At 45.2% G+C, this 23,469-nt stretch carries 24 protein-coding genes; 16 read left to right on the forward strand and 8 right to left on the reverse strand.

From position 1 onward, the window contains the following. Window positions 1-59 precede the first annotated feature (59 nt). Window positions 60-227, forward strand: coding sequence for a hypothetical protein (locus V7R35_RS09560; protein WP_334014528.1), 168 nt, complete (start codon window positions 60-62; stop codon window positions 225-227). 117 nt (window positions 228-344) lie between these two features. Here V7R35_RS09560 and V7R35_RS09565 read toward each other — a convergent pair whose 3' ends face one another. Next, window positions 345-1,847, reverse strand: coding sequence for an Hsp70 family protein (locus V7R35_RS09565; RefSeq protein WP_334014529.1), 1,503 nt, complete (start codon window positions 1,845-1,847; stop codon window positions 345-347). 271 nt (window positions 1,848-2,118) lie between these two features. Here V7R35_RS09565 and V7R35_RS09570 point away from each other — a divergent pair, with 271 nt between their 5' ends. Next, window positions 2,119-2,538, forward strand: coding sequence for an acyl-CoA thioesterase (locus V7R35_RS09570; protein ID WP_334014530.1), 420 nt, complete (start codon window positions 2,119-2,121; stop codon window positions 2,536-2,538). Between the two features lie 28 nt (window positions 2,539-2,566). Beyond that, window positions 2,567-3,265, forward strand: coding sequence for a 2OG-Fe(II) oxygenase (locus V7R35_RS09575; protein ID WP_334014531.1), 699 nt, complete (start codon window positions 2,567-2,569; stop codon window positions 3,263-3,265). A gap of 19 nt (window positions 3,266-3,284) precedes the next feature. Here V7R35_RS09575 and V7R35_RS09580 read toward each other — a convergent pair whose 3' ends face one another. The 3 genes from V7R35_RS09580 to V7R35_RS09590 all read right to left on the reverse strand — a co-directional run bounded on the left by V7R35_RS09580 (window position 3,285) and on the right by V7R35_RS09590 (window position 5,552). After that, entirely contained in the window at window positions 3,285-3,770 is a 486-nt protein-coding gene (locus V7R35_RS09580) for a DUF3299 domain-containing protein (RefSeq protein WP_438823462.1), read from the reverse strand. Between the two features lie 142 nt (window positions 3,771-3,912). Then, window positions 3,913-4,443 (reverse strand): inorganic diphosphatase, encoded by a 531-nt coding sequence (ppa, locus tag V7R35_RS09585; protein WP_334014532.1) that lies wholly within the window; start codon window positions 4,441-4,443, stop codon window positions 3,913-3,915. Window positions 4,444-4,583: 140 nt separating this feature from the next. Beyond that, window positions 4,584-5,552, reverse strand: a complete 969-nt coding sequence (locus V7R35_RS09590; RefSeq protein WP_334014534.1) for a class 1 fructose-bisphosphatase — start codon at window positions 5,550-5,552, stop codon at window positions 4,584-4,586. Between the two features lie 397 nt (window positions 5,553-5,949). On the opposite strand from V7R35_RS09590, the gene mpl reads away from it, so the two are divergent. From mpl to V7R35_RS09605, 3 genes are all read left to right on the forward strand, one after another. After that, entirely contained in the window at window positions 5,950-7,299 is a 1,350-nt protein-coding gene (mpl, locus tag V7R35_RS09595) for a UDP-N-acetylmuramate:L-alanyl-gamma-D-glutamyl-meso-diaminopimelate ligase (protein WP_334014535.1), read from the forward strand. 137 nt (window positions 7,300-7,436) lie between these two features. After that, entirely contained in the window at window positions 7,437-8,069 is a 633-nt protein-coding gene (locus tag V7R35_RS09600) for a flavin prenyltransferase UbiX (RefSeq protein ID WP_334014536.1), read from the forward strand. 2 nt (window positions 8,070-8,071) lie between these two features. Next, window positions 8,072-8,881 (forward strand): S1/P1 nuclease, encoded by an 810-nt coding sequence (locus V7R35_RS09605; RefSeq protein WP_334014537.1) that lies wholly within the window; start codon window positions 8,072-8,074, stop codon window positions 8,879-8,881. A gap of 39 nt (window positions 8,882-8,920) precedes the next feature. Here the strand turns inward: V7R35_RS09605 and rraA are convergent, their stop codons facing one another. Then, window positions 8,921-9,406 (reverse strand): ribonuclease E activity regulator RraA, encoded by a 486-nt coding sequence (rraA, locus tag V7R35_RS09610; protein WP_334014538.1) that lies wholly within the window; start codon window positions 9,404-9,406, stop codon window positions 8,921-8,923. Between the two features lie 309 nt (window positions 9,407-9,715). Between rraA and V7R35_RS09615 the strand changes: the two genes are divergently transcribed. Genes V7R35_RS09615 through V7R35_RS09650 form a run of 8 tightly spaced genes read left to right on the forward strand, consistent with a single transcriptional unit; the run spans window position 9,716 to window position 16,035 of the window. Beyond that, entirely contained in the window at window positions 9,716-10,234 is a 519-nt protein-coding gene (locus V7R35_RS09615) for a phosphatase PAP2 family protein (protein ID WP_334014539.1), read from the forward strand. 1 nt (window position 10,235) lies between these two features. Continuing rightward, complete coding sequence (locus V7R35_RS09620) at window positions 10,236-11,303, forward strand: MJ1255/VC2487 family glycosyltransferase (RefSeq protein ID WP_334014541.1); 1,068 nt, start codon at window positions 10,236-10,238, stop codon at window positions 11,301-11,303. Between the two features lie 51 nt (window positions 11,304-11,354). Beyond that, window positions 11,355-11,546 carry an LPS translocon maturation chaperone LptM gene (gene lptM / locus V7R35_RS09625; RefSeq protein WP_438823463.1) on the forward strand — a complete coding sequence of 64 codons (192 nt, stop codon included), beginning with the start codon at window positions 11,355-11,357 and terminating at the stop codon, window positions 11,544-11,546. Next, entirely contained in the window at window positions 11,546-12,796 is a 1,251-nt protein-coding gene (lysA, locus tag V7R35_RS09630) for a diaminopimelate decarboxylase (RefSeq protein ID WP_334014543.1), read from the forward strand. Before lptM ends, lysA begins: the two co-directional genes overlap by 1 nt. A 35-nt stretch (window positions 12,797-12,831) precedes the next feature. Continuing rightward, complete coding sequence (gene dapF, locus V7R35_RS09635; protein WP_334014544.1) at window positions 12,832-13,662, forward strand: diaminopimelate epimerase; 831 nt, start codon at window positions 12,832-12,834, stop codon at window positions 13,660-13,662. Beyond that, the gene (locus V7R35_RS09640; protein WP_334014545.1) at window positions 13,659-14,354 is read left to right on the forward strand and encodes a DUF484 family protein; all 696 of its coding nucleotides are present in this window, start codon (window positions 13,659-13,661) and stop codon (window positions 14,352-14,354) included. Before dapF ends, V7R35_RS09640 begins: the two co-directional genes overlap by 4 nt. 5 nt (window positions 14,355-14,359) lie before the next feature. Then, window positions 14,360-15,280: a tyrosine recombinase XerC gene (gene xerC, locus V7R35_RS09645; RefSeq protein ID WP_334014546.1), complete on the forward strand. Its 921-nt coding sequence runs from the start codon at window positions 14,360-14,362 to the stop codon at window positions 15,278-15,280. An 11-nt stretch (window positions 15,281-15,291) separates the two neighbouring features. Continuing rightward, window positions 15,292-16,035, forward strand: a complete 744-nt coding sequence (locus V7R35_RS09650) for an HAD-IA family hydrolase (protein WP_334014547.1) — start codon at window positions 15,292-15,294, stop codon at window positions 16,033-16,035. Window positions 16,036-16,134: 99 nt separating this feature from the next. Here the strand turns inward: V7R35_RS09650 and cysE are convergent, their stop codons facing one another. After that, entirely contained in the window at window positions 16,135-16,941 is an 807-nt protein-coding gene (gene cysE / locus V7R35_RS09655) for a serine O-acetyltransferase (protein WP_334014548.1), read from the reverse strand. A 384-nt stretch (window positions 16,942-17,325) separates the two neighbouring features. Between cysE and uvrD the strand changes: the two genes are divergently transcribed. After that, window positions 17,326-19,497: a DNA helicase II gene (gene uvrD / locus V7R35_RS09660; RefSeq protein ID WP_334014549.1), complete on the forward strand. Its 2,172-nt coding sequence runs from the start codon at window positions 17,326-17,328 to the stop codon at window positions 19,495-19,497. 38 nt (window positions 19,498-19,535) lie between these two features. Next, entirely contained in the window at window positions 19,536-20,813 is a 1,278-nt protein-coding gene (locus tag V7R35_RS09665) for a GGDEF domain-containing response regulator (protein ID WP_334014550.1), read from the forward strand. Between the two features lie 6 nt (window positions 20,814-20,819). Here V7R35_RS09665 and rarD read toward each other — a convergent pair whose 3' ends face one another. Both rarD and mgtE read right to left on the reverse strand, forming a co-directional pair. Further along, on the reverse strand, window positions 20,820-21,731 hold the full coding sequence (gene rarD / locus V7R35_RS09670) for an EamA family transporter RarD (RefSeq protein ID WP_334014551.1): 912 nt from the start codon (window positions 21,729-21,731) through the stop codon (window positions 20,820-20,822). A 215-nt stretch (window positions 21,732-21,946) separates the two neighbouring features. Continuing rightward, window positions 21,947-23,284: a magnesium transporter gene (gene mgtE / locus V7R35_RS09675; protein WP_334014552.1), complete on the reverse strand. Its 1,338-nt coding sequence runs from the start codon at window positions 23,282-23,284 to the stop codon at window positions 21,947-21,949. Between the last annotated feature and the right edge of the window lie 185 nt (window positions 23,285-23,469).

Consider the following 23,469-nt stretch of genomic DNA (forward strand, 5'->3'; position numbering starts at 1 on the left):
GGATTTCCTAAGATAGGATATAAACGTATTTGCAATAAGCATTGCCGGAGCAACAAAAAATGAATCAAACGCCACCACTTGCCCTTGTTAAAACTTGGTACCACCTGCTGTCTTCATCGGAAGACAATGACGTGAAGGCGCGTGCTCAAGAGATGTTATTAAAAGCGTTTGAGTCTCCTGAGGCCATCGCGGTATACCTTAAAGAGCACAACATCCTTAAACACTAGTGCTACCCTAGTTTGCCGTATCGGTTAGACACCATGTAGACAAGCCTAAATAACCAAGGCAACAATAGATTCAAAAAAAGCGTTAGCCCTTTTAGGGTTAACGCTTTTTTCATTGTGCTACTGATGCTTCGCCGCTTGAATAGCCAACCCTTCACACACCGAGTTGAACGCATCATTTTCCAAGCGTGGAAGTCCAGTAAGCAACTGCTCATACAATGCATCAACCACGATGGGTGACAAGCTCATGCCCCCTGTAATCATGACCACTTCGGGCTTCTCTGCACTATTTTCTAGGCATTCAACCACCAACGCTTTTACTTTATCTAACCAAGGCTTCAACGCTTTTTTCAGTGCGTCTTGCGAGATCTCAACATCGAAATCATCTTCAATGTAAGCAAGTGGTAGCGTAATGTTTTGTTTGCTAGATAACAGCTCTTTAGCAAGGCGTGCAGAGTTCACTACTCGCGCCGACAATTTATTTTCTTGCACAATAAGCAAGCGCTCAAGCTGAGCAGGCTCTTTAATGACCGACATGGTTTGTGAAATATCTAGACCGTAGTCGTCTGAGAAAAAGCGAGTAAGGGCGGGAATATTGTCTACAGCACACATATCAGAAAAGTAGGTTGGCGGCACGGGCAAGCCGTTTATCATTTTAAGCCCCATACCCATTTCTGGTGCGATAGCTTTCAGCACCAAGCTCTTATCGCAATCCATACCACCTAAACGACGCCCGGTTACCGACAGTACATCATCTTTACGGTCGAGCTGATTTGAGCGCTCTGGCGATAACTTAATACAGCAGATATCCGTTGTTCCACCACCGATATCAACAATAAGCGTAGTTGTGTCTTTAGGCAGCGTTTGTTCAATTTTATATGCTGCCGCAATAGGCTCATCAAGGAAGTTCACGCCGGTAAACCCGGCTTTAGTGGCAGCTTCGGTCATTATTTGGATGGCCTGAGCGTTACCCTCTTCGCCGCGCGTGCCATGAAATTTAACAGGTCTACCGATAACTGCACTTTCCACCTGCTTGCCCAACTGCTGTTCCGCACATTGCTTAAAATACGCTAGTTGTTTAGCAATAATGCCAATAAACGCCTGTTTTTGATCACCATCAAGTGACGCGCCAAGAAAGTTCTTTGGCGAGTAAATTAATCTGCCTTTATCAGGCATTTTTAAAAAGCGACGAAAGCCTTCTTCACCAAACGCAAATTTACCGTGTTCAACCAAACGAAGAAGTGGAATTTCATCAAGCGACATAGCATGCATAAGCTGCGCAATAGCTTTTCTTTGCAAGGCAGGTTTGTTGTGTAGGTCGCCGCGTAGCGAATCGATGCGATCACTGTACATGGCCTGCTCTTTAGGATCTTTAGCGGAATAGTAGCCATCTTTCGCTTTATCGATTTGATCATTGATTGCGCGCTGTAGCTGCGACACTTTCGCCTCTACCATTGCATCGGGCGGTGGCGGCAGTTCATCTTCAAAATAGATAAATACTGAAGAGCGAATCTTATTCCCTTTCTTATCTAACGGATCAAGCTTGATGTGTTGATGAGTGCTACCATCAAAATACACAGCTTCAGAATTTGATGTACCGTAGTCAATCCCAATTGCAGTCATAAATTGTTCGCTTAAATCATTTCGCATTAAACACAGTGATGCGCGATTGTAAGGAAAAGCGTTTGCGCTTTCTACCGTTGGTTTTCATCAAATGTTTTGAGTATATGGTATACAATCATTCTGGTTTAATTCCATGAAGCCCAAAGGCTTGTGCACATTGGTTGCCATATTCTTAAATAAAGAATGTTAAGCAACGACGATTTTGCGCTGAAAAGCCGTCTCCTTAGTGCTAAAGTGGCGATATTAAAACCAAAAAAATCCTACACACGTTATGACAGATACAGCACCTTTAGTAACGTCTTTTGACGTACGTTTTTGTGAAACAGACGCCCTGCAGCACGTAAGTAATACCGCGTTAGTTGCGTGGTTTGAAGCTGCGCGTGAACCCATTTTCCGCATGTTTACGCCCGAGCTTGATTTACAAAACTGGCCGCTGATTCTGGCAAGCTACAAAGTGGACTTTCTTGCCCAGATTTTTTACGGCAAACCCGTTACGGTTAAAACTTATATAAGCCGTTTGGGCAATAGCGCTTTTGATGTGTTTCAGGAACTTTGGCAAGACGAAAAATTATGCTCGACAGGTATCACTACCATGGTGCATTTCGATTATAAAACCCAGCGCTCTGCACCCATTCCTGATGACGTAAAAGCAGAGCTCCAAAGTCATTTTAAAACACTAGAAACCAAATAACGTACCATCAGTAGTTAGCGAGGCGCCCATGAGTGATTTTATTGAAGTAATTGACGATGTACTTCCTCCAGAGTTGTGTACCCAGTTAATGGCACGTTTTGAAAGCAGCCCCAATGTAGTACAAGGGCGTACTGGCGGCGGCGTTGATTTAGACAAAAAGCGCAGTATGGATGTGTCGATAAGTAGAAATAGTGAATTTCAGGACTTATTCCAGCAGGTAATGCAGCACACAGGTCAGCAGCTTGTAGCCTACATAGAGAAGTATTTTTACGCCTTGGTAGGCCCAATTGGTCTAACGGTACGTCACCCAAAAACCGGTGAACCGGTAAAGGTGACAGGCGAAAACTTTGAAGAAGTGGGTAAACCCAACCTTGCCAACCTAGTGAATTACCTTTTTCGCGTAGGTGATGTAAACGCACAGCGCTACACTGCGGGGAATGGTGGCTACCCTTATTGGCATTCTGAAGTGTATCCGCAAATGCAGCACAACGACGCACTGCACCGCATTTTACTGTTTATGTATTACTTAAACGATGTGGAAGAAGGTGGAGAAACCGAGTTCTATTATCAAAACCGTGCGGTTAAACCGAAGGCGGGTAGAATGGTTATTGCGCCTGCGTATTTTACCCATACGCACCGCGGTCAAATTCCAAAAAGTAACGACAAATATATTCTTACGTCTTGGCTTTTATTCAACCGCGCCGAGCAAATTTACACCCAGGGCTAGCCTTTGCGGCTAGCTAGGTTTAAAAACCTTCTACAGCTTCACCTGTTAGGCGGTATCCCACCGACGCGATATCGCCTTTCCAGCCGTCGGTAGACAAGGTCCCGGTAACCCAAATGGCATCGTAGATGTTGTCTATGCGAACGCCGTCTTCAAACTTCACATAAACAATTTGATTTGATGGCGGAGGCGGTACGTGAATACAAGCGCCAAAGTACGGCACAAGCAAAAATTCAGTGGTAAGTTCACCGTCACCTTCTAGCGGAACAACAAAGCCTGGAATTTTCACCCGCTTTTTGTCGTAGGTTTCAACTACAGGTGCATCGGGTTGAAGCTGACTCATTTCGCCATTGTGCTGCACGGCTGGTGGGGCAAGCTCATTGAAACCCTCAGGTACTAGGTCTTCCCAGTATACTTCTACAGGTTCGTTGTTTGCAGACAACGAAAGACTTGTCATCATCACACACAAGACCAGGGTTAATGACCATGTTGTTTTTAAAAACTGCATATCTGCTTATTTCTCTATTTATCTTTTCACTATGCTTTTTTAACTAAGCGCTTTACAGAATACTCTTTACTAAATCTTAGCTAAAAACAAAAAGGGCTGGTATCGACCAGCCCTTTTTATCACTAATGTGTAGCAGCGTGAATTATTCTGCTTCGAAACGCGCGATGCTTGCGGTAATTTCGTCTTTAGCGGCTTGAGCGTTTGCCCAACCGTCAATTTTCACCCACTTACCTTCTTCAAGATCTTTGTAATGCTCGAAGAAGTGTTCAATTTGCTTAAGAAGAAGCGCTGGGCAGTCTTCAATTTCTTTAACGTCGCGGTAGATAGTAGAAAGCTTGTCTACTGGTACTGCTAGTACTTTTGCATCTTTACCAGATTCGTCAGTCATGTTTAGTACGCCAACTGGACGACACTTAATTACTGAACCCGCTAGAAGAGGGAAAGGTGTCATTACTAGTACGTCAACTGGGTCACCGTCTTCAGACAATGTGTTGTTTACGTAACCGTAGTTAGTTGGGTAATGCATGCATGTTGCCATGAAACGGTCAACAAATAGTGCACCTGTGTCTTTGTCTACTTCGTACTTCACCGGGTCAGCGTGCGCTGGAATTTCGATGATTACATTTACTTCGTCTGGTACATTCTTACCAGCAGAAATAGCACTTAAGCTCATTCTATGGTCCTTTCAATGATATGTGAGAAATTTTGCGCTAAGTATACGGCGAGCGCGGCAAAATAAAAACGGTTTACGACTGTTGTCGTACTAATCTCTTTATTTTTCGTTAAATTTTGCCACTTTTTACCGTTATTTGCTTACGAACGGTAGCTCACACACATATCAACTTCGTTACTTGAACCAATAATACAAGGAACGCGTTGATGAATTTCTTCGGGCATTACTTCAAGAATACGGCCATCACCTGTTTCGGCTTTACCACCAGCTTGCTCCATAAGAAACGCCATCGGGTTTGCCTCGTACAGCAAACGCAGCTTGCCCGCTTTAGATGGGTCGCGACTGTCATATGGGTACATGAAAATACCACCGCGGCAAAGTAAACGATGAATATCGCCCACCATGGCGGCAACCCAACGCATATTGAAGTTCTTCTCGCGCGGCCCTTCTTTACCTGCAAGCAAATCGGCAATGTACGCTTGCATTGAAGGTTCCCAGTGGCGCTGATTAGATGCGTTGATAGAAAACTCTGACGTATCGGCAGGAACCTGAATGTTCGGATGCGTAAGTAGGAAGCCGCCGTGGGTTTTATCAAGCGTATAGATATGCGTACCGCGACCTGTAGTCAGCGCAAGCATGGTAGACGGGCCGTAAAGCACATAGCCTGCTGCAACCATTTGTGTACCTGGCTGCAAAAACGCCGATGGGTCATCAGGCTCCATCCACTGAGGCGCGTGAGTTATTGAGAAAATAGTACCAATTAGGCTGTTAATTTCTGTGTTTGAAGAGCCGTCTAGTGGGTCGAAGCTTACTAGGTATTTACCTTCTGGATTACACGGTACAACATCATCTTCTTCTTCAGAAGAAATTGCTTTTACATAGCCAGACTCACGAAGCGTATCTTTAAGAATTTGGTTTGAAATAACGTCGAGTTTCTTTTGCGTCTCGCCCTGAACGTTCTCAGATAGTGTAGAACCGAGTACACCAGCTAGCGCGCCTTGACTCACGCGGAAAGAGATTTCTTTGCAGCCTGCTAACAGCGTACGAATGAGCAGAATTAACTCAAGCGGAGCACCGTCTTGTTGCAATTGGGAATTTAAACGTTTCATTGAATGTAAGCCTTTTTTCGTGTGTAGGGTGTTATGTAAAAAGCAGCTACACGTTCCTTAGTGGTCACTACGCTTTTCACATTTATCGGCGCATAGGTTCTATTTTTTGTGCTTTGCAGAAACATCTGCATGCATGCCTTATGTCATCGATGATTAGATTGTAACCGTGTTCGACCTCAAGTGAAACATGCATATCAATAACCTACTACACAACATACCAGTTTTAGGCTGAAGGGCGATTGCAAAATGTTGCTAGGCAAGTACACCGCTAAAGTACTGCCCAAAAGCGTTTCATAAATTCACAGCCAAGCAATAAAAACCCGTAAATTGCATGATGGCAGCCTTACGCGGTTCTGATACAGTACCCCATCACATGATAATTCTTAGAGAATGCGCTATGCATGTACACATTTTAGGCATTTGCGGCAGCTTTATGGGTGGTATTGCCGCTATCGCCAAGTCGCTAGGTCACAAAGTAACTGGTTCGGATAACAATGTTTACCCGCCTATGAGCACGCAGCTTGAAGCCTTGGGTATTGAACTTACCGAAGGATATGATGAAAGCCAATTTAACCCTGTACCTGATATGGTAGTAATAGGTAACGCGATGTCGCGTGGGAATCCGGCTGTTGAATACGTTTTAAACCGCAATTTGCCCTACACCAGCGGCCCACAGTGGTTACTAGACAACCTCTTAAAAGACCGCTGGGTTATAGGCGTGTCGGGAACTCATGGTAAGACAACCACCACAAGTATGGTGGGTTGGATATTAGAAAGTGCAGGACTAAACCCCGGTTATCTTATTGGCGGCGTACCTGAAAATTTTGGGGTTTCTGCACGTATTGGCGAAAGCCCATTTTTTGTTATCGAGGCAGACGAATACGACAGCGCCTTTTTCGATAAACGATCTAAGTTCGTGCACTATCGGCCTAAAACACTGGTCATCAACAATTTAGAGTTCGACCATGCCGATATATTCGCCGACCTTAATGCCATTCAAACGCAATTTCATCATTTAGTAAGAATGGTGCCTGAAAACGGTCTTATACTTACCCCTTACGATACCCCTTCTATAGAAGATACTTTGAAGCGCGGGTGTTGGTCGTCGCGTCAATTTTTGGGTAAAACATGGTCAGCAGCATTGCACAATAAAGATGGCAGTGCATTTGATGTGTTACACAACGGTGAAGTAGTGGGTACTGTAAACTGGTCACTAATGGGCCAGCATAATGTCGATAACGCATTAATGGCTATTGGTGCGGCGCACCATGCAGGCGTGACATTAAAAGACGCCATTCACGCGCTATCAAGCTTTAAAAACGTTAAACGACGTATGGAAGTTAAAGGGCAAGTGAATAATATAACGGTATACGATGATTTCGCACATCATCCAACCGCCATAGCCACAACCCTCGACGGGCTTCGTAAAAAAGTGGGTAACGCGCGCATACTTGCCGTGCTTGAACCCCGTTCTAATACGATGAAAATGGGCGTACATAAAGACACACTGGCTAATTCGTGGCAGAAAGCCGATGACGTATTTGTGTATGAACCACAGGGTATGGATTGGTCTCTGGTAGAGTCTGTAAAACGAAGCAGCGCACCCGCACAGTGTTTTCGAGATGTGGAACAGATCGTTCAGAAGGTTACAAACGTAGCACAGGCAGGCGACCACATTCTTATAATGAGTAATGGTGGCTTTGAAGGTATTCATGGGCGCATCTTGCAAGCGCTAGAAAACAAGTAGCAAACAGATAGACAATAATTACGTTTATGCACAGATTGGGGTGTTTAAGCTTGTTACAGAATGCCCTACACATGGACACCAAGCATCTGTGCTTTCCACTGTCACTAGACATTGGCGCATATCATTGAGGCAATAAAATGAAACACGACAAGCAAGTCACACTTGCTATCACAGGCGCATCAGGTGCCCCCTACGCGCTTACACTGCTTAAGTCGCTAGTAAACGCTGATTATCAGGTTTACGTGTTAATTTCTTCGGCGGCAAAAGTAGTTTTTGCCACTGAAGAAAATGTAAAAATTCCAGCGCGTCCTGAAGATGCAGCAGCATTTTTTGCCGAACATTGCGACGCTAAACCTGACCAAATAAAAGTATTTGGTAAAGAAGAGTGGTTTTCCCCGGTAGCGTCGGGCTCGGCCGCACCAGCTAAAATGGTGGTTTGCCCGTGTTCAACGGGTACGCTGTCTGCCATAAGCATTGGCGCAAGCGACAACTTAATTGAACGCGCTGCCGATGTTGTACTTAAAGAGCGCGGTCAGCTTATTTTAGTGCCGAGAGAAATGCCACTGTCATCAATTCATCTTGAGAATATGTTAAAGCTATCACAAATGGGCGCAACCATAATGCCAGCTGCGCCAGGGTTTTATCACAACCCTAAAACTATTGATGACTTGGTAGACTTTGTTGTAGCACGTATACTTGATCATCTAGGTATTGAACAATCATTGGTAGCACGTTGGGGCTACCACACTAAGAAACACGCAGAGGAATAACTATGTTCGCGTTCGCAAACAGGACTTGCGCAGTCGCGCTTAGCGCAGTAATGGCATTATGTGCCGCATCACCCGCTTTTGGATGGGGGCAAACAGGCCACCGTGTAACAGGGGCTATTGCCGAGCAGTATTTAAGCCCGCTTTCACAAGCGGCACTGATGGAATTATTACCGCATGGTTCGCTTGCCGAGGCATCGACACATGCCGACGAAATGCGCTCTAACCCAAGTGAATTTTGGCAAAAAACGGCAAGCCCATGGCACTATGTTTCTGTGCCTGAAGGCAAAGAATACCATGAGGTAGGTGCGCCTCCTCAGGGCGATGCAGTAACCGCACTAAAGCAATTTACCGAAACGTTGAAAAGCAAAACCGCAACTATTGATGAGAAACGCTTAGCGCTTCAGTTTATCGTTCACATTGTTGGCGATTTGCATCAGCCACTTCATGCGGGTAACGGCACCGACCGCGGTGGTAACGATGTTAAAGTACGTTTCTTCTGGCAAGACTCCAACCTGCACCGCGTGTGGGACTCGCAAATGCTAGATCAGCGCGACTTGTCTTATACAGAATGGACTGAGTGGCTTACCAAAACTATTACTTCACAAGATATTCGTGATTGGGCAACCACTGACGTTATGGTATGGATAAAAGAAAGCACTGAAATTCGCGACACCATTTACCCAGAAAATGCGAATAACATGAGCTATGACTACCTTTACAACCATTTGCCCACGGCGAAGAAACGCTTACAAATGGCTGGTATCCGCATTGCTATGTACCTTAACGAGGTATTTGAAGAGGCACAGCGATAAGAAAAACGGAGGCTAAAGCCTCCGTTTTTTTATGAAAATCTAATCAACATCGAGAGGTTCGGGCGAAAGAATAACGCCAGTACTGTCTGCATAAAGATGGTCTTCGGGTAAAAATGTAACGCCACCAAAATTTACTGGCACATCAACTTCACCGATACTTTCACTCTCTGCATTTACCGGAATTGCGGCCACAGCCAGCACACCGATATCTAACTCAGCCAGGCTATCCACTTCTCGCACACTGCCATAGCAAACAATGCCTTCCCAATCATTATCAATGGCAATTTGCGCCGACGATGCGTCAAAAAGCGCGCGTCGTGTTGAACCACCGCCATCAATAAGCAGTACCTTTCCCGCACCGGGTTGAGCAAGCACTCGGTCTATCAACCCTCGGTCTTCAAAACACTTAATTGTAGTGACCTCTCCCCCAAAGGAATAGCGACCGCCAAAACTTGCGAAAATAGGGTCTACCACGTCTACGTTGTCAGCAAACAAATCGCATAATTCAGATGTGTTGTATTCCATTGCTCTGCCTTACATACATTGATAATGAGAGAGGAGTTTAGGCCTCTTAATAACTAGCATAGCATTAAATGAAGTAATGCAAACCTCTGATTATTCGTCACTCGCAGAATTATTCGGTTTCAGTCAAACAACATCATTTTATTTAACACATGCGTTAAATGAGCACACATATTGCTAACACACATTGTTAAACCTATGGTGCAGAAAACATTGTGTGCTTGATTGTAAGAAAAGTTTCTTTTTTTCGTCACCCACAGGTCACAGAGCGACTTTAGCCTGTGCATTAAATAACCGAAAGAGGACGAGGCGATGCTTATAAAATCCTTGAATAAGGTCGATACTGACTTATTTTATCGCCTGTACAAACTGACGCTAAAAAGAGACTGTCGCAGTATTATTTGGTTGTCTAAAACAGGTGACGGCTATCTTTATTTCGTTATCGGCATGCTGCTGTGGGCATTCGAACCAGAGCACGGCGAGATATTCCTCTATACAGCACTTATGGCTTATGCCCTTGAGCTACCTATTTATGTATTGCTGAAGAAAATGTTTAAGCGCCCTCGCCCATGCGACTTCCTTATCAATTTAAAGGCACACGTAACACCATCAGATAAGTTTTCGCTTCCTTCAGGACACACTGCGGCAGCATGGCTAATGGCGAGCATTGTTGCGCATTATTATCCGCCTTTTGCAGTTATTGCTTACAGTTGGGCTACGCTTATTGGCATGTCACGCATTTTACTTGGCGTACACTACCCGTCAGATGTGTTGGCAGGCACCTTACTTGGCATCACTATCGCTTCTACCAGCATTTACATTTTAGGTTGATATGAAATTATTATATGGCGTTCAAGGCACAGGTAACGGCCACATAGCACGCGCTCGAATTATGGCTGCCGCATTGGCACTACGTGACGACATAGACGTTGACTTTGTTTTTACTGGTCGCCCGCCCAACAAATATTTCGATATGGATGTATTTGGTAGTTACCGAACGTTCACAGGCTTAAGCTTTATTACAAAAAGTGGAAAGGTAGATAAATGGGCCACGGTAAAAGACGCCAACATTAGCCAGTTTATTAAAGACGTAAAAGCCTTTGATACTTCGGGCTACGACCTGCTCATCAACGATTTCGAGCCGGTAACAGCGTGGGCTGCAAGACGACAAGAAACCCCGTCAATCTCTATTAGCCACCAAGCATCATTTACCTACGATGTTCCTAAAAGTGGTAACACGTTCTTAGACACCTTGTTGATGAAAATCTTTGCGCCAACAAAATTACAGCTAGGCGTGCATTGGTATCACTTTAATCAGCCAATTATACCGCCGTTTGTGGTAGACAAACCTGCCCTCACGCCAGCCAAAGGCCACGTACTGGTATACTTACCGTTCGAAGAAGTAGCAGACATACAGCAAATGCTCGAACCGTTAAGCGATCAGCAGTTTCAATGCTTTCACCCCAATATCGAGGAGCAAAAAACGGCTGGGCATATTACGTGGTATCCAACGTCCAAAAAACAATTCCAAAAAGCGCTGCAACACTGCAGTGGCGTAATCGCTAACGGCGGCTTTGAACTGTCTAGTGAAGCATTACAGCTGGGTAAAAAACTCTTAATAAAGCCGCTTCACGGTCAGTTCGAGCAATTATCAAATGTGTTAACGCTCAGCCAGTTAGACTTGTGCCAAACACTGTTTCAGCTAGATACCGACATTGTTGAGGAGTGGTTAGAAGCGCCGGACAACGAAGCCATTGCTTTTCCAGACAACCCCAATATTCTTATTGATTGGCTGAAAAATGGCGACTTTTCTGATACCAAAAGTCTTTGCGATGCACTTTGGAAAACAGTGCAATATGGCGATAAGACGAAAGAACGATTATTGGCTCTTGCAATTTAGTACCGCAATGCGATGATAGCGGCATTTGTCGTATTCTTCGCGGGATTTTTCGTGCTTAAAAAGTCGGTAGTTTTTCTGGTAACACTTACAGCATTATGTGGCTGTGGTTACAAAGGGGCGCTTTATATTCCAGATGCGCCCACACAAAATGCACCTTCTGAAACACCCTCTGATAACGCTAGTGGCGCTGATCCTTCTTCAGACACTGATACACCCGCATTTACCTCTGGAGAACTCAACTAGTGGATTACTTCGCTTACAACCAGGGCCAACTGTGTGCTGAACAAGTGCCGGTTGCCGACATTGCTGCAACTTACGGTACACCTGTGTATGTGTATTCACGCGCTACGCTAGAACGTCATTGGCATGCTTTTAATGACGCTATCGGCGAACATCCACATTTAGTGTGTTACGCGGTAAAAGCTAACTCGAACATCGGTGTGCTTAGCGTTTTAGCAAAACTAGGTTCTGGTTTCGACATTGTATCTGCAGGTGAACTAGCTCGTGTCATTGAAGCGGGTGGCGACGCAAAAAAGGTAGTATTTTCAGGTGTAGGCAAAAAGCACGATGAAATACGCTATGCCCTTCAAAAAGGTATTATGTGTTTTAACGTTGAGTCTGAGCCAGAACTTCACCGCATTAATGAAGTAGCGGGTGAATTAGGTGTAAAAGCCCCTATATCGCTGCGTATTAATCCAGACGTAGACGCAAAAACGCACCCGTACATTTCTACCGGTCTTAAAGCTAACAAATTTGGTATTGCGCGAGAGCGCGCTTTGTCTACCTACGAACTAGCAGCTTCACTTCCCAACCTAAACGTTGTAGGTATGGACTGCCACATTGGTTCACAGCTTACTGAAATTGGCCCATTTGTAGATGCGTTAGAGCGCTTGTTAGTACTTATCGACGAGCTTGCTGAACGCGGTATCATTATTGAGCATTTAGACGTTGGTGGTGGTTTGGGCGTGACCTACAACGACGAGCAGCCGCCCCATCCCAAAGCTTACGCACAGGCCATGGCAGAAAAAATGGTAGGCCGCGAGAACTTAAAGCTTATTCTTGAACCAGGCCGTGCAATCGCAGCTAACGCAGGCATTTTAGTTACTGAAGTTGAGTTTATTAAAGAAGGTGAAGAGAAAAGTTTTGCCATTGTTGATGCCGCAATGAATGACTTACTTCGTCCGTCGTTATATCAGGCTTGGCAAAAAATCATTCCAGTAAAAGAAGGTAGCACTGCGCAGCCACGCACTTACGACGTTGTAGGGCCAGTATGCGAGACGGGAGACTTTATTGGAAAAGACCGTGTTTTAGCCATTGAACCCAAAGATTTGCTTGCGGTACGCAGTGCTGGCGCCTATGGTTTTGTAATGGCTTCGAACTACAACAGCCGCTGCCGTCCAGCCGAGATTATGGTTGATGGTGACAAGGCAATTGTGGTGCGTGAAAGAGAAAATCAAAAAGATCTCTGGAAAGGTGAGTACAAACTTCCGTAAACTAGAGACAAACTAATAAGATAGATGCGCTGTTAATGCAGGTTCAATTTTCAAAAATGCACGGTTTGGGTAACGATTTCATGGTTATTGATAACGTTACTCAAAATGTATTTTTCTCAAAAGAAAAAATTCAACAACTGGCCGACCGTAACTTTGGTATAGGCTTCGATCAGCTGTTGATGGTTGAACCGCCTTACGACCCCGAACAAGACTTCCATTATCGCATCTTTAATGCCGATGGCTCAGAAGTAGAGCAATGCGGTAACGGCGCGCGCTGTTTTGCCCGATTCGTAAAACAAAAAGGTTTAATTAACCGCAATAAAATTGTGGTAAGCACAAAAGCTGGCAAAATGGTGCTGTACCTTGAAAAAGACGGCCAAGTTACCGTGAATATGGGTAAGCCTGAGTTCGAGCCAGCTAACATTCCTCTTAAAGCTAACAAGCAGGAAAATACCTACATTCTTCGCGTAGGTGAAAGCACCCTGTTTATTGGTTCTGCGTCAATGGGTAACCCGCACTGCGTTATGGAAGTAGACGACGTTAACACTGCCAACGTAGCTGAAATAGGGCCACTAGTGGAAAAGCACGAGCGCTTTCCCGAGGGCGTAAACGTTGGCTTTATGCAAATTCTAAACGACTCGCATATCAAATTACGTGTATTCGAGCGTGGCTCTGGTGAAACCCTTGCCTGTGGTAGTGGAGCGTGTGCCGCTGTTGCAATTGGTCAAATACAGGGTAAATTAAGCAAAGACGTGCGGGTAGATTTACCCGGGGGCAGCTTACGTATACGCTGGCCGGGCCCAGATAATGTACTTAAAATGACAGGGCCTGCAGAACACGTATACGATGGACACATTAATTTATGAGCGAAGTAACAGGGCATTCTAGCGCCACAAACATAGTTGAGCCGTTTGATAATACGCCATCGCTTTCTGTGGAAGAGATACGCGATTTTCTGTTAGAAAACCCAGAGTTCTTTGCTCAACATCCCGACCTTCTTGAAAAAATAAGGCTTCCACACGAGCAAAAAGGCAGTGTATCGCTGGTCGAGATTCAAAGTGATCAACTTCGCAAAAAGGTACGTCACTTAACTCACAAGCTAAATCAGCTGGTAACCATTGCCAAACAAAACGAAAAGATTTACCGCGTTTACACCGACCTAAACGTGCAGCTATTGCGATGTGAGAGCGTTGCCGAAGTTCAGTTCACACTAGAAGATGTGCTTCAAGAGCGCCTTCAGCTGTCGTCAGCAGTAATAAAAAGTTTTAAAGGGCCACACGCGATCCCTGAACTGCAGCAACGCCTTTTCACCGAAAAGCGTTTTAAAAACACCAATTTCTTCTTTGGACGTTTATCGCAACACGAGCGACAGCTGTTGTTTGGTGAAAACCAAGCCGAGTCAGTAGCGCTTATGCTGTTAGGCGATAACAGAGATATCGGCATATTGGGCATTAGCAGTAGCGACGCCAGCCATTTCACCCCCGATATGGACACTTTGCTTCTTCAGCAGCTTCAACAAGTGTTAAACATTATTTTGCCTGAAATGATGGGATACTAACGGTTGTGTCTACGGACGCGTTACTTAGTGAACCATGCCAGCAATGGCTAGATAAGTTTTTACTTCACCTTCAAGTTGAACGGGGCCTATCGCCTCATACCCTTTCTAACTACAAGCGTCAGCTTAGCGAAGTGGGTAAGCTTTTAGGGCTTTATGAATGGTCAGGACTTACACCAAGCGATATTAAGCGCGTAATGGCAGATGCAAAAATGTCTGGCCACAGCGCGCGCAGCATAGCGCTGCGCCTATCTGCTCTTCGTACCTTTTGTCAGTATCTTATCGATCATCAACAGCTATTCAGCAATCCCGTTGAAGGTATACAAGCGCCCAAGCAAGGTAAGCCTTTGCCGAAGCAGTTAAGCGTTGATGAAATGCAACAGTTACTAGGCTCGAAGGTATCGAGCACTGATGACGAAGAAGGCATGCAGCTTCGTGACATCGCTATGTTCGAATTAATGTATGGATGCGGCCTTCGATTGAGCGAGTTAACTGGCCTGAACCTAGCTGACTGTTTAAAAGACGGTACAGTAAAAGTGATGGGTAAAGGCAGTAAACAACGTATTCTTCCCCTTGGAAGACATGCACAAAAGGCGCTTAATGCGTGGTTAAAAGTACGACCAGCCTACGCATCGCCCTATGAAAGTGCTGTATTTGTTAGCAAACGAAAAACACGTATTTCCAATAGGCAAGTGGCGAACAGGCTAAATAAAATGGCAGAGGAGCAATCGCTTTCGCAAAAAGTAAGTCCTCACAAACTGCGCCATTCTTTCGCTACGCACGTATTAGAGTCGAGCGGCGACTTACGCGCAGTGCAAGAGCTGTTAGGCCATGCAAACTTGTCTACTACGCAAGTGTATACCCACCTTGACTTTCAACATCTTGCAAACGTGTATGATGCCGCGCACCCTCGTGCACATAAAAAATAAAGGCGTAAAACATGCAGTTTTTTAGACCTATCAATAAGGTAAAGGCCATGACCTTCGACCTTGACGATACGCTTTACAACAATGAACCTATTATAAGAAAAGCGGAAAAAGCCCTTCAGGCGCATATCGCTAAACACCATCCAGTAGCAGCCAAGCTGTCTGCAAACCACTGGTTTGCGCTAAAAAAACAAGCCATAGTGAAAGACAACAGACTGGCGTCTGATATGGGTCAGTTACGTCGCGTAGTACTTACCGCTGCGCTATCTGGAACAGCGCCTGACGCTTTAAGCGTAACGCCATCCGAAGACCCGCTGTTGAATCAGGCCGTTGATGAATGCTTCAACTGCTTCTACGATGCAAGAAGCAAATTCGCTATTGAAGAAAACATTCTTCAAACGCTTGAAAAAGTAAGTGCCCACATACCCCTAGTTGCCATCACAAATGGCAATGTAGACACTAAAAAGATTGGAATAGACGGTTTCTTTCAAGCAAGCTTACACGCCAGTTTGCAGCGGCCAATGAAGCCAGCGCCCGATATGTTTAACGAAGCCGCCAATTTGCTAGATATTTCACCAAAGCACATATTGCATGTGGGAGACAATATAATTAAAGACGTTTACGGCGCACTAAACGCGGGGTATCAAACCGCATGGTTTGCGTGTAACAGACCCATGAATTTAAACAGTGAACCCGCGCGATTATTACCACATGTGAAGCTAGATTCACTGAGTGAACTTACTCTTTTTATAAACTAGCAGATAGAATTTATCGACCAATAGTCTGGCTTGAAGATAGTGCGAGTTACCGTGCGTATACAGCGCTTAAAGATGTAGTAAATGCTATGCCTTTAGGACTTATACTTCGGGGTTGTCTTCTAACACATTTTGACGCATCGACTCGCATGGGCTTTGGCAAATGGGTCTGCCTACAACCTTCGCAGGTACGCCTACCACGGTTACGTGGGCTGGCACATTGTCTAATACCACACTTCCGGCCCCTACTTTTGAGCCTTCGCCAATCTCGATGTTACCTAGTATCTTCGCACCAGCACCTATTAACACGCCCTGCCTTATTTTAGGATGGCGGTCGCCAGACTCATTACCGGTACCACCTAGCGTAACGCTTTGTAGAATAGATACATTATCTTCGATTACTGCGGTCTCGCCCACCACAATGCCCGTAGCATGGTCAAACATAACGCCACTGCCGATACGAGCAGCAGGGTGAATGTCTACGCCGAAGCTAGCTGAATTGCGGCTTTGCAGGAAAAGCGCTAATTGATGACGGCCATGTACCCACAAGTAGTGCGCCATACGATGTACTTGAACTGCATGAAACCCTTTGAAATGTAATAGCGGTGTAAGGAAGTCATTTACCGCGGCGTCACGTGCTTTAATGGCTAAAATATCGGCCATCGCAGCCTCGCTTATGCCCGGCTCTAGCAAGTATGCTTCATCGAATACTTCACGAATAGCCAATGCAGGCATAACGTCGTCTGCCATTTTGTTAGACAGTATAAAACTCAGCGATGACTCGAAGTTATGATGGGCAAGTACACTCGCGTGAACGTAGCTTGAAAGCAAAGGCTCGTTGTCTGCGACAACTTGCGCTTCTTGTTTCAACGTTGACCAAAAATCAATGGGCATAGCTTGTGCGGTCATGGGCATGTTCCAAAGTAAGTGAACTTAAGTTTGTCTTTTACTATTTAGTGCTTGATTTAGTGCATGTACAGCTAGCTTCTCGTCAATTTTAATCAGTATCACTAGCCAGCAAGCATACGCTAAAGTGTACCTGAGAATACTAAGCGGCAATACCGAAGTTGTACCTTTCGAGCCGATAATTCGATCAACTTATCGAATTGTTTCGTTATTACTTATTTCAATTTGCGCGTTTTACCTAAGCTACCTGTAGCTCCAGTCAAAACCATGTATCAAAGCCATGCAATTGAAAACTGGACTGTATAAATTAACAGGCAGCTGGCATAATACTGGCCTCGCCGAAAAGCGTACATGCTGTAATGAAATTCAATATATAGGTGCCACACTATGGATGTATCTCGACTGCTAGACGAGCTAAACGATAAACAACGTGAAGCGGTAGCAGCGCCACTGCAAAACGCACTTGTTTTAGCGGGTGCAGGCAGTGGTAAAACCCGTGTTCTTGTTCATCGCATAGCGTGGCTAATGGAAGTAGAAAATATTGCGCCATTTTCTATTTTAGCGGTAACGTTCACCAACAAGGCCGCAAAAGAAATGCGTGGCCGTATTGAATCATTGATGGGTCGCAGCCTTCACAACATGTGGATTGGTACTTTCCACGGTTTAGCACACCGTTTATTGCGTGCCCATCACGCCGAAGCTAACTTACCCGAAAACTTCCAAATTATTGATTCAGACGACCAATACCGCTTAATTCGCCGTATTTTAAAAGCCATGAATTTGGATGAAAAACATTGGGCGCCGCGACAAATCCAGTGGTATATCAACGGCAATAAAGACGAAGGGTTACGCCCACAACACATTGAAACCCACGGCGATCATATTCAAAAAACCATGCGTGAAGTATATGCGGCCTATCAAGATGCTTGCGACCGCTCAGGTCTGGTAGACTTTGCCGAACTGCTACTTCGCGCTCATGAATTATGGGCGAAAAACCCAGAGGTACTTGCGCACTATCAACGCCGTTTCCGTGCAGTACTGGTTGACGAATTCCAAGACACCAACAACATTCAATACGCTTGGCTTCGCATGTTATGTAGCGGTGGCGACAACAACATTATGATTGTGGGTGACGACGATCAGTCTATTTACGGCTGGCGAGGTGCTAATGTTGACAACATTCAGCATTTCCTTAAAGACTTCAATGAACCCGCGACTATTCGCCTTGAACAAAACTACCGCTCGACAGGCAATATTCTTAAAGCCGCTAATACCGTTATCGACAATAACACTGGGCGTTTAGGCAAAGAGCTGTGGACCGAAGACGCGCAGGGTGAGCTTATTTCAGTTTACGCAGGCTTTAATGAGCTTGATGAAGCGCGTTTTATTGTCTCTAAAATTAAAGATTGGCTGAATCAAGGCAATGCGTTAAGCGATACTGCTATCTTGTATCGCAACAACGCCCAGTCTCGTGTGCTGGAAGAGGCGCTGCTGCATGAAGGTTTAGCCTACCGTATTTATGGCGGGCTACGCTTCTTCGAGCGCCAAGAAATAAAAGACGCGCTGGGCTATATGCGCATGGTTAGCCACCCACACGACGATGCAGCCTTTGAACGTGTTGTAAATACACCAAGCAGAGGTATTGGTGAGAAAACCCTTTCTCAAGTGCGAGACACTGCGCGCATGCACAATTGCTCGATGTGGCAGGCCTGTCAGCTGCTTATTAACGAAGGTGGGTTTAAGGGCCGTGCATTAAATGCAATGCAAAGCTTTGTGTTGCTTATCACCGAACTAGAACAAGCAACCCTTGATGAACCTCTCGAACAGCAGGCAGATAAAGCCATTCGCCAGTCTGGCTTATACGCTATGTATCAGGCAGAGCGCGGTGAGAAAGCACAGGCACGTCTAGAAAACTTAGAAGAACTGGTAACTGCATGTAAAACTTTTATCGTGCCTGAAGAAGCCGAAGAAATGACACCGCTCGCTGCCTTTTTGGCACACGCCTCGTTAGAAGCTGGCGAGCAACAGGCCGACACTGACCAAGACGCTGTGCAAATGATGACTATTCACACCGCAAAAGGGCTCGAGTTCCCACTGGTGTTTTTAGCCGGTGTTGAAGAAGGCATGTTTCCAAGCCAAATGACCAACGATGAGCCAGGCAGAATGGAAGAAGAGCGCCGCCTTTGCTATGTTGGTATGACGCGTGCCATGCAAAAATTGTATATAACGTATGCAGAAAGTCGTAGATTGTACGGTCAAGATAAGTATCATACGGCATCGCGTTTTATTCGTGAGATGCCTGCGGATTGCGTTGAAGAAGTACGTTTAAAATCAACCATCTCGCGCCCTGTTCATAACCGATTTAGCCAAGCAACATCGCACGCAAGCTTTGAAGAGACTGGATTTCAATTAGGCGAGCGCGTTGTACATCGCAAATTCGGTGAAGGCATAGTTTTGAATTATGAAGGCAGCGGTGAACACGGACGTGTTCAAGTAAACTTTGACGAGTTCGGCAGTAAATGGCTAGTCCTTGCCTACGCTAAGCTGGAAAAAGCGTAAACATAACGGCAGGGTAGCCCAAACCTAAGTTGGAATGTATGCAGCAACACGTGCTGATCATCGAAAATGGTGAAGGCAACCTTGAACTTATAGCAAAGCTGGTGCGTCGCGCCGGCTTAACACCTGTGGGCGCGACGTCGCTTACTGAAGGAAAGGCACGCTTCTCTCAAAATGTGCCTGAAACCTTTTTGTGCGCCATTGTTGCCTATTCGCTTCCCGATGCCCCTCACGGTCAAGCTATCGACTTTACTGCCAGTGCTTATATTCCTACCATCGCCACCACAGAAACCCTCGACAACGCCACCCGAGATAAAGTGCTAGAGCGTGATGTGGTTGATTATATACCCAAAGAAAACTCACAAAACTATGACTACCTAAGCCGTCTTATTAGTCGTTTAGAGAAGAATAAATCGACAGGCGTTTTAGTAGTGAGCACCAATCGTGTGCTGCGCTCGCGCACCATTTCATTGCTTCAACGACACAACTTTGTTGCTTTTGAATCACTTACTGCTAACGACGCTATGCAGCAGCTATCGGGGCATCAGAACATTCGTTTGGTGATTACCGATAACACGTTGCCCGACATGACAGGTACCAAGTTTGTTGCGTTTTTGCGTAAGTCTTTTTCAAAAGAGCAGCTGGCCATTATGGGCGTAGCAGGCGGACAAGGTATGTTGATGTCTGCCCATTTCATCAAAAGTGGTGCTAACGACTTTTTACGCATTCCTTACTGCCATGAAGAATTTCTTTGCCGTGTTATGCAAAACGTTGAATATATTGAAAGCGTTGAAGAAATAAGACGCGTAGCTAATACCGACTATTTAACTGGGTTACCTAACCGTCGCCATTTCTTTTACACAGTTACCGTTCAGCACCAGTCCTTATCTGAAGATCATGCTCTCGCGCTCATCGATTTGGATTTTTTCAAATCGATAAACGACACCCACGGCCACGATGCAGGCGACATTGTGCTAAAAGCCATGGCAGCCCTTATCGAGTTTTACTTCCCTGACGAGATAATTTCACGGTTTGGCGGCGAAGAATTTTGTATTTACATGCCAAACACGCCTCTTGATGAAGCGTGTGAACGATTAGATGACTTTAGAAAAGTGGTAGAAGCTGAAGTTATCAAGCTGCCAACAACCGACATAAAAGTAACGTGCAGTATTGGCGTATGTGGCGCGCGCACTCAGCGTGTAGACAAACTGCTTAGCAGTGCAGACAAACAGCTATATGCGGCAAAAAATAACGGCCGAAACCAAGTAATGTGCGAACAGCCCGATACATCTAGCACCGAGCAAGCATCGTTACTTTAACTACGCTTACACAGCAGCGCGCTTTAATTTACGCTGCTGACTGTAATTCACCAGAGAATCTGCGCTGAATAGCAGCAAAGCACACCATACAAAACCGAACGTTACCAAACGCGACTCTTCAAGTGGCTCGTTGTATAGGTAAACCGCAAGAATAAACATTAGCGAAGGGCCAATGTACTGAAAGAAACCTAGGGTTGAGTACATGATACGTCGTGCCGCTGCCGTAAAGCATAGCAATGGTGCTGTAGTCACAATTCCTGCTGCCAAAATAAACAGGTTTAGCGTTGTGTCGTTATTAAATAAGTTACTGTATTCTGAACCAAAGAATATCCAATACCCAATCGCTAAAGGCGACAGCATTAACGTTTCAATGAAAAGGCCGGGTAAAGAATCAACTGCAACTTGCTTGCGCAACAAACCGTAAACACTAAAACTACCTGCAAGCACAAGTGCAATCCAAGGTACTTGTCCGTAGGATATAACCAAAATAGCAACACCAACCACGGCTAATCCTACCGCTACTCGTTGCAATGCGCGCAAGCGCTCACCCAAAAATAGCCTACCCAAGAACACGTTTATAAGCGGGTTAATATAATAACCAAGGCTAGCATCAAGAATATGATCGTTGTTAATCGCCCATATGAACAGTAACCAGTTCGCTCCTAGCAGCAAGCCGGCTACAAACAAAATCTGCATAACGCGTTTATTTTTAAACGCTGCCATCACTTTTGGCCACTGCTTTAAACCAGCAATTAAACCCACCAGCAATACCACCGACCAAATAACGCGGTGCATTAGAATTTCTGCAGCCGGAAGTACCATTAGCTGTTTAAAGTAAACCGGTGCAACGCCCCACATACTGTAGGCGGCAATAGCGCAGATAACACCAACTTGGGCAGCGTTTGCTTGCTTAGACAAGGAAGACTCCGAATATACTGGGGGGTGAAAGGCGCGTATTGTTTATCACAGTAGGTGATTAAACAACCTTTTTTACTTTCCGATGCGGCAAAAGCAATAAGATAGAGGATGTAAGGGCGTTATTAGTTAATCGTGTTCTTACAAACGTGATATCGCGCTTCTTAAAAATGAAAAAAGGCAGCTTTATAGCACACTGAGCTGCGCTTTAAACATATTTACAGTAAGAAGAGTGTGCCTAACCCTAAGAACGCAACAAAACCAACAATATCAGTAACCGTTGTTAAAATTACCGAGCCTGAAAGCGCTGGGTCTATTTTCAATTTATCCAAAATTACCGGCACAAACACCCCAGCTAATGCGGCGGCTACGATGTTAAATAAAATTGCCAGGCAAATTACCACGCCAAGCATAACGTCGGTAAACCAAAAATACGCCACTATGCCAATAACCAGGGCCCAAATAACGCCGTTTACGCCTCCCACTTTTAACTCTTTTACCATTAGCGCCCGCAAGTTTGCAGGGGTTACCTGCCCTAGCGCCAATCCACGCACAATAAGCGTTAGTGTCTGGCTACCGGCAATGCCTCCCATACTCGCTACTACTGGCATCAACACTGCTAGCGCCACAACTTGTTGAAGCGTACCTTCAAAAAGTCCTATAAACCACGACGCTAAAAACGCGGTTAACAAGTTAATGCCTAACCACAAGGCTCTGTTTTTGGCACTTTTAGCCACTGGCGAGAATAAATCTTCGTCTTCATCCATACCCGCCGACGCCATCACTTGGCGTTCATAGAATTCGTTTACCAATTCGCTTGCCGAAGTAACATCCAAACGGCCCAGTAACTTATTGTTTTCATCAACTACGGGTAACGAAGCAAGGCCCGAACGTTGCACCAATAACGACGCATTAGTGGCGTCGTCTTCACCTTGAATAGTGGTAACATTTTCTTCAGATAAATCGAACAACGACACATGGTCTTGCGCGGTGAATAAATGATTTATCTTAACCAAAGCAGAAAACTGTCCAGAGCGATTTACCAAAAATATGCTGTCGCAGTGCTGCGGTATATCACGACGCAGCAAACGAAGACCTTCGCGCACTTTGGCGTTTGAAGGCAATACCAGTTGCTCGTGATTAACCCAGTGACCTATTTGATTGTCAGAAAACTGAGTGGCCTCTCTAAAATACTTTCGCTCTTTTGAGTCAAGTGACTCATAGGCCATATCAACGAGGCGCTTCGGTAAAGAGTCTAAAAGCTCCAATAAATCCTCGGCGTCGATGTCTGCAAAGATAGAGGCCCATTCATTATGCGGAGTATTGTCGATAAGAATTTCACGCGGGTCGCTACGCATTTCAACCAGCACATCTAATTTGCGGTCACGGGGAATTCCTTCCCATACAGCAAGACGCTTTTCAACAGGTAAAGATTCAAGTAACGACGCAATATTTACGTCATCTTGCCCACTGAGCGTGGCTAATAGTGTGGCCGGATCGTCACCCATACTCTCGGTAACAATCTCTTCAATTAAATCTGGTAATGGTTCAGCCATGCTGTACCTCCTGTAAAAACACTGACTTCAACTCATGCTTATAGGTGGGTATTTTCCCATATTACAAACACCTACGATATGGTTATTTACCCCAACATATAAGTACCGGTGCCAAACGCGGTGCGATCACCCTTTTTGTTATGTCGTTCTACTGTGCCAACCACAATCTTGCTGGTATTCCGACT

This window comes from Alteromonas sp. S167, assembly GCF_036864375.1.
In the GTDB taxonomy this organism is placed as follows: domain Bacteria; phylum Pseudomonadota; class Gammaproteobacteria; order Enterobacterales; family Alteromonadaceae; genus Alteromonas.

Coding starts and splice junctions, on each gene's coding strand:
- V7R35_RS09560 (WP_334014528.1), top strand. CDS start 60: ATGAATCAAACGCCACCACTTGCCCTTGTTAAAACTTGGTACCACCTG.
- V7R35_RS09565 (WP_334014529.1), bottom strand. CDS start 1,847: ATGACTGCAATTGGGATTGACTACGGTACATCAAATTCTGAAGCTGTG.
- V7R35_RS09570 (WP_334014530.1), top strand. CDS start 2,119: ATGACAGATACAGCACCTTTAGTAACGTCTTTTGACGTACGTTTTTGT.
- V7R35_RS09575 (WP_334014531.1), top strand. CDS start 2,567: ATGAGTGATTTTATTGAAGTAATTGACGATGTACTTCCTCCAGAGTTG.
- V7R35_RS09580 (WP_438823462.1), bottom strand. CDS start 3,770: ATGCAGTTTTTAAAAACAACATGGTCATTAACCCTGGTCTTGTGTGTG.
- ppa (WP_334014532.1), bottom strand. CDS start 4,443: ATGAGCTTAAGTGCTATTTCTGCTGGTAAGAATGTACCAGACGAAGTA.
- V7R35_RS09590 (WP_334014534.1), bottom strand. CDS start 5,552: ATGAAACGTTTAAATTCCCAATTGCAACAAGACGGTGCTCCGCTTGAG.
- mpl (WP_334014535.1), top strand. CDS start 5,950: ATGCATGTACACATTTTAGGCATTTGCGGCAGCTTTATGGGTGGTATT.
- V7R35_RS09600 (WP_334014536.1), top strand. CDS start 7,437: ATGAAACACGACAAGCAAGTCACACTTGCTATCACAGGCGCATCAGGT.
- V7R35_RS09605 (WP_334014537.1), top strand. CDS start 8,072: ATGTTCGCGTTCGCAAACAGGACTTGCGCAGTCGCGCTTAGCGCAGTA.
- rraA (WP_334014538.1), bottom strand. CDS start 9,406: ATGGAATACAACACATCTGAATTATGCGATTTGTTTGCTGACAACGTA.
- V7R35_RS09615 (WP_334014539.1), top strand. CDS start 9,716: ATGCTTATAAAATCCTTGAATAAGGTCGATACTGACTTATTTTATCGC.
- V7R35_RS09620 (WP_334014541.1), top strand. CDS start 10,236: ATGAAATTATTATATGGCGTTCAAGGCACAGGTAACGGCCACATAGCA.
- dapF (WP_334014544.1), top strand. CDS start 12,832: ATGCAGGTTCAATTTTCAAAAATGCACGGTTTGGGTAACGATTTCATG.
- V7R35_RS09640 (WP_334014545.1), top strand. CDS start 13,659: ATGAGCGAAGTAACAGGGCATTCTAGCGCCACAAACATAGTTGAGCCG.
- V7R35_RS09650 (WP_334014547.1), top strand. CDS start 15,292: ATGCAGTTTTTTAGACCTATCAATAAGGTAAAGGCCATGACCTTCGAC.
- cysE (WP_334014548.1), bottom strand. CDS start 16,941: ATGACCGCACAAGCTATGCCCATTGATTTTTGGTCAACGTTGAAACAA.
- uvrD (WP_334014549.1), top strand. CDS start 17,326: ATGGATGTATCTCGACTGCTAGACGAGCTAAACGATAAACAACGTGAA.
- V7R35_RS09665 (WP_334014550.1), top strand. CDS start 19,536: ATGCAGCAACACGTGCTGATCATCGAAAATGGTGAAGGCAACCTTGAA.
- mgtE (WP_334014552.1), bottom strand. CDS start 23,284: ATGGCTGAACCATTACCAGATTTAATTGAAGAGATTGTTACCGAGAGT.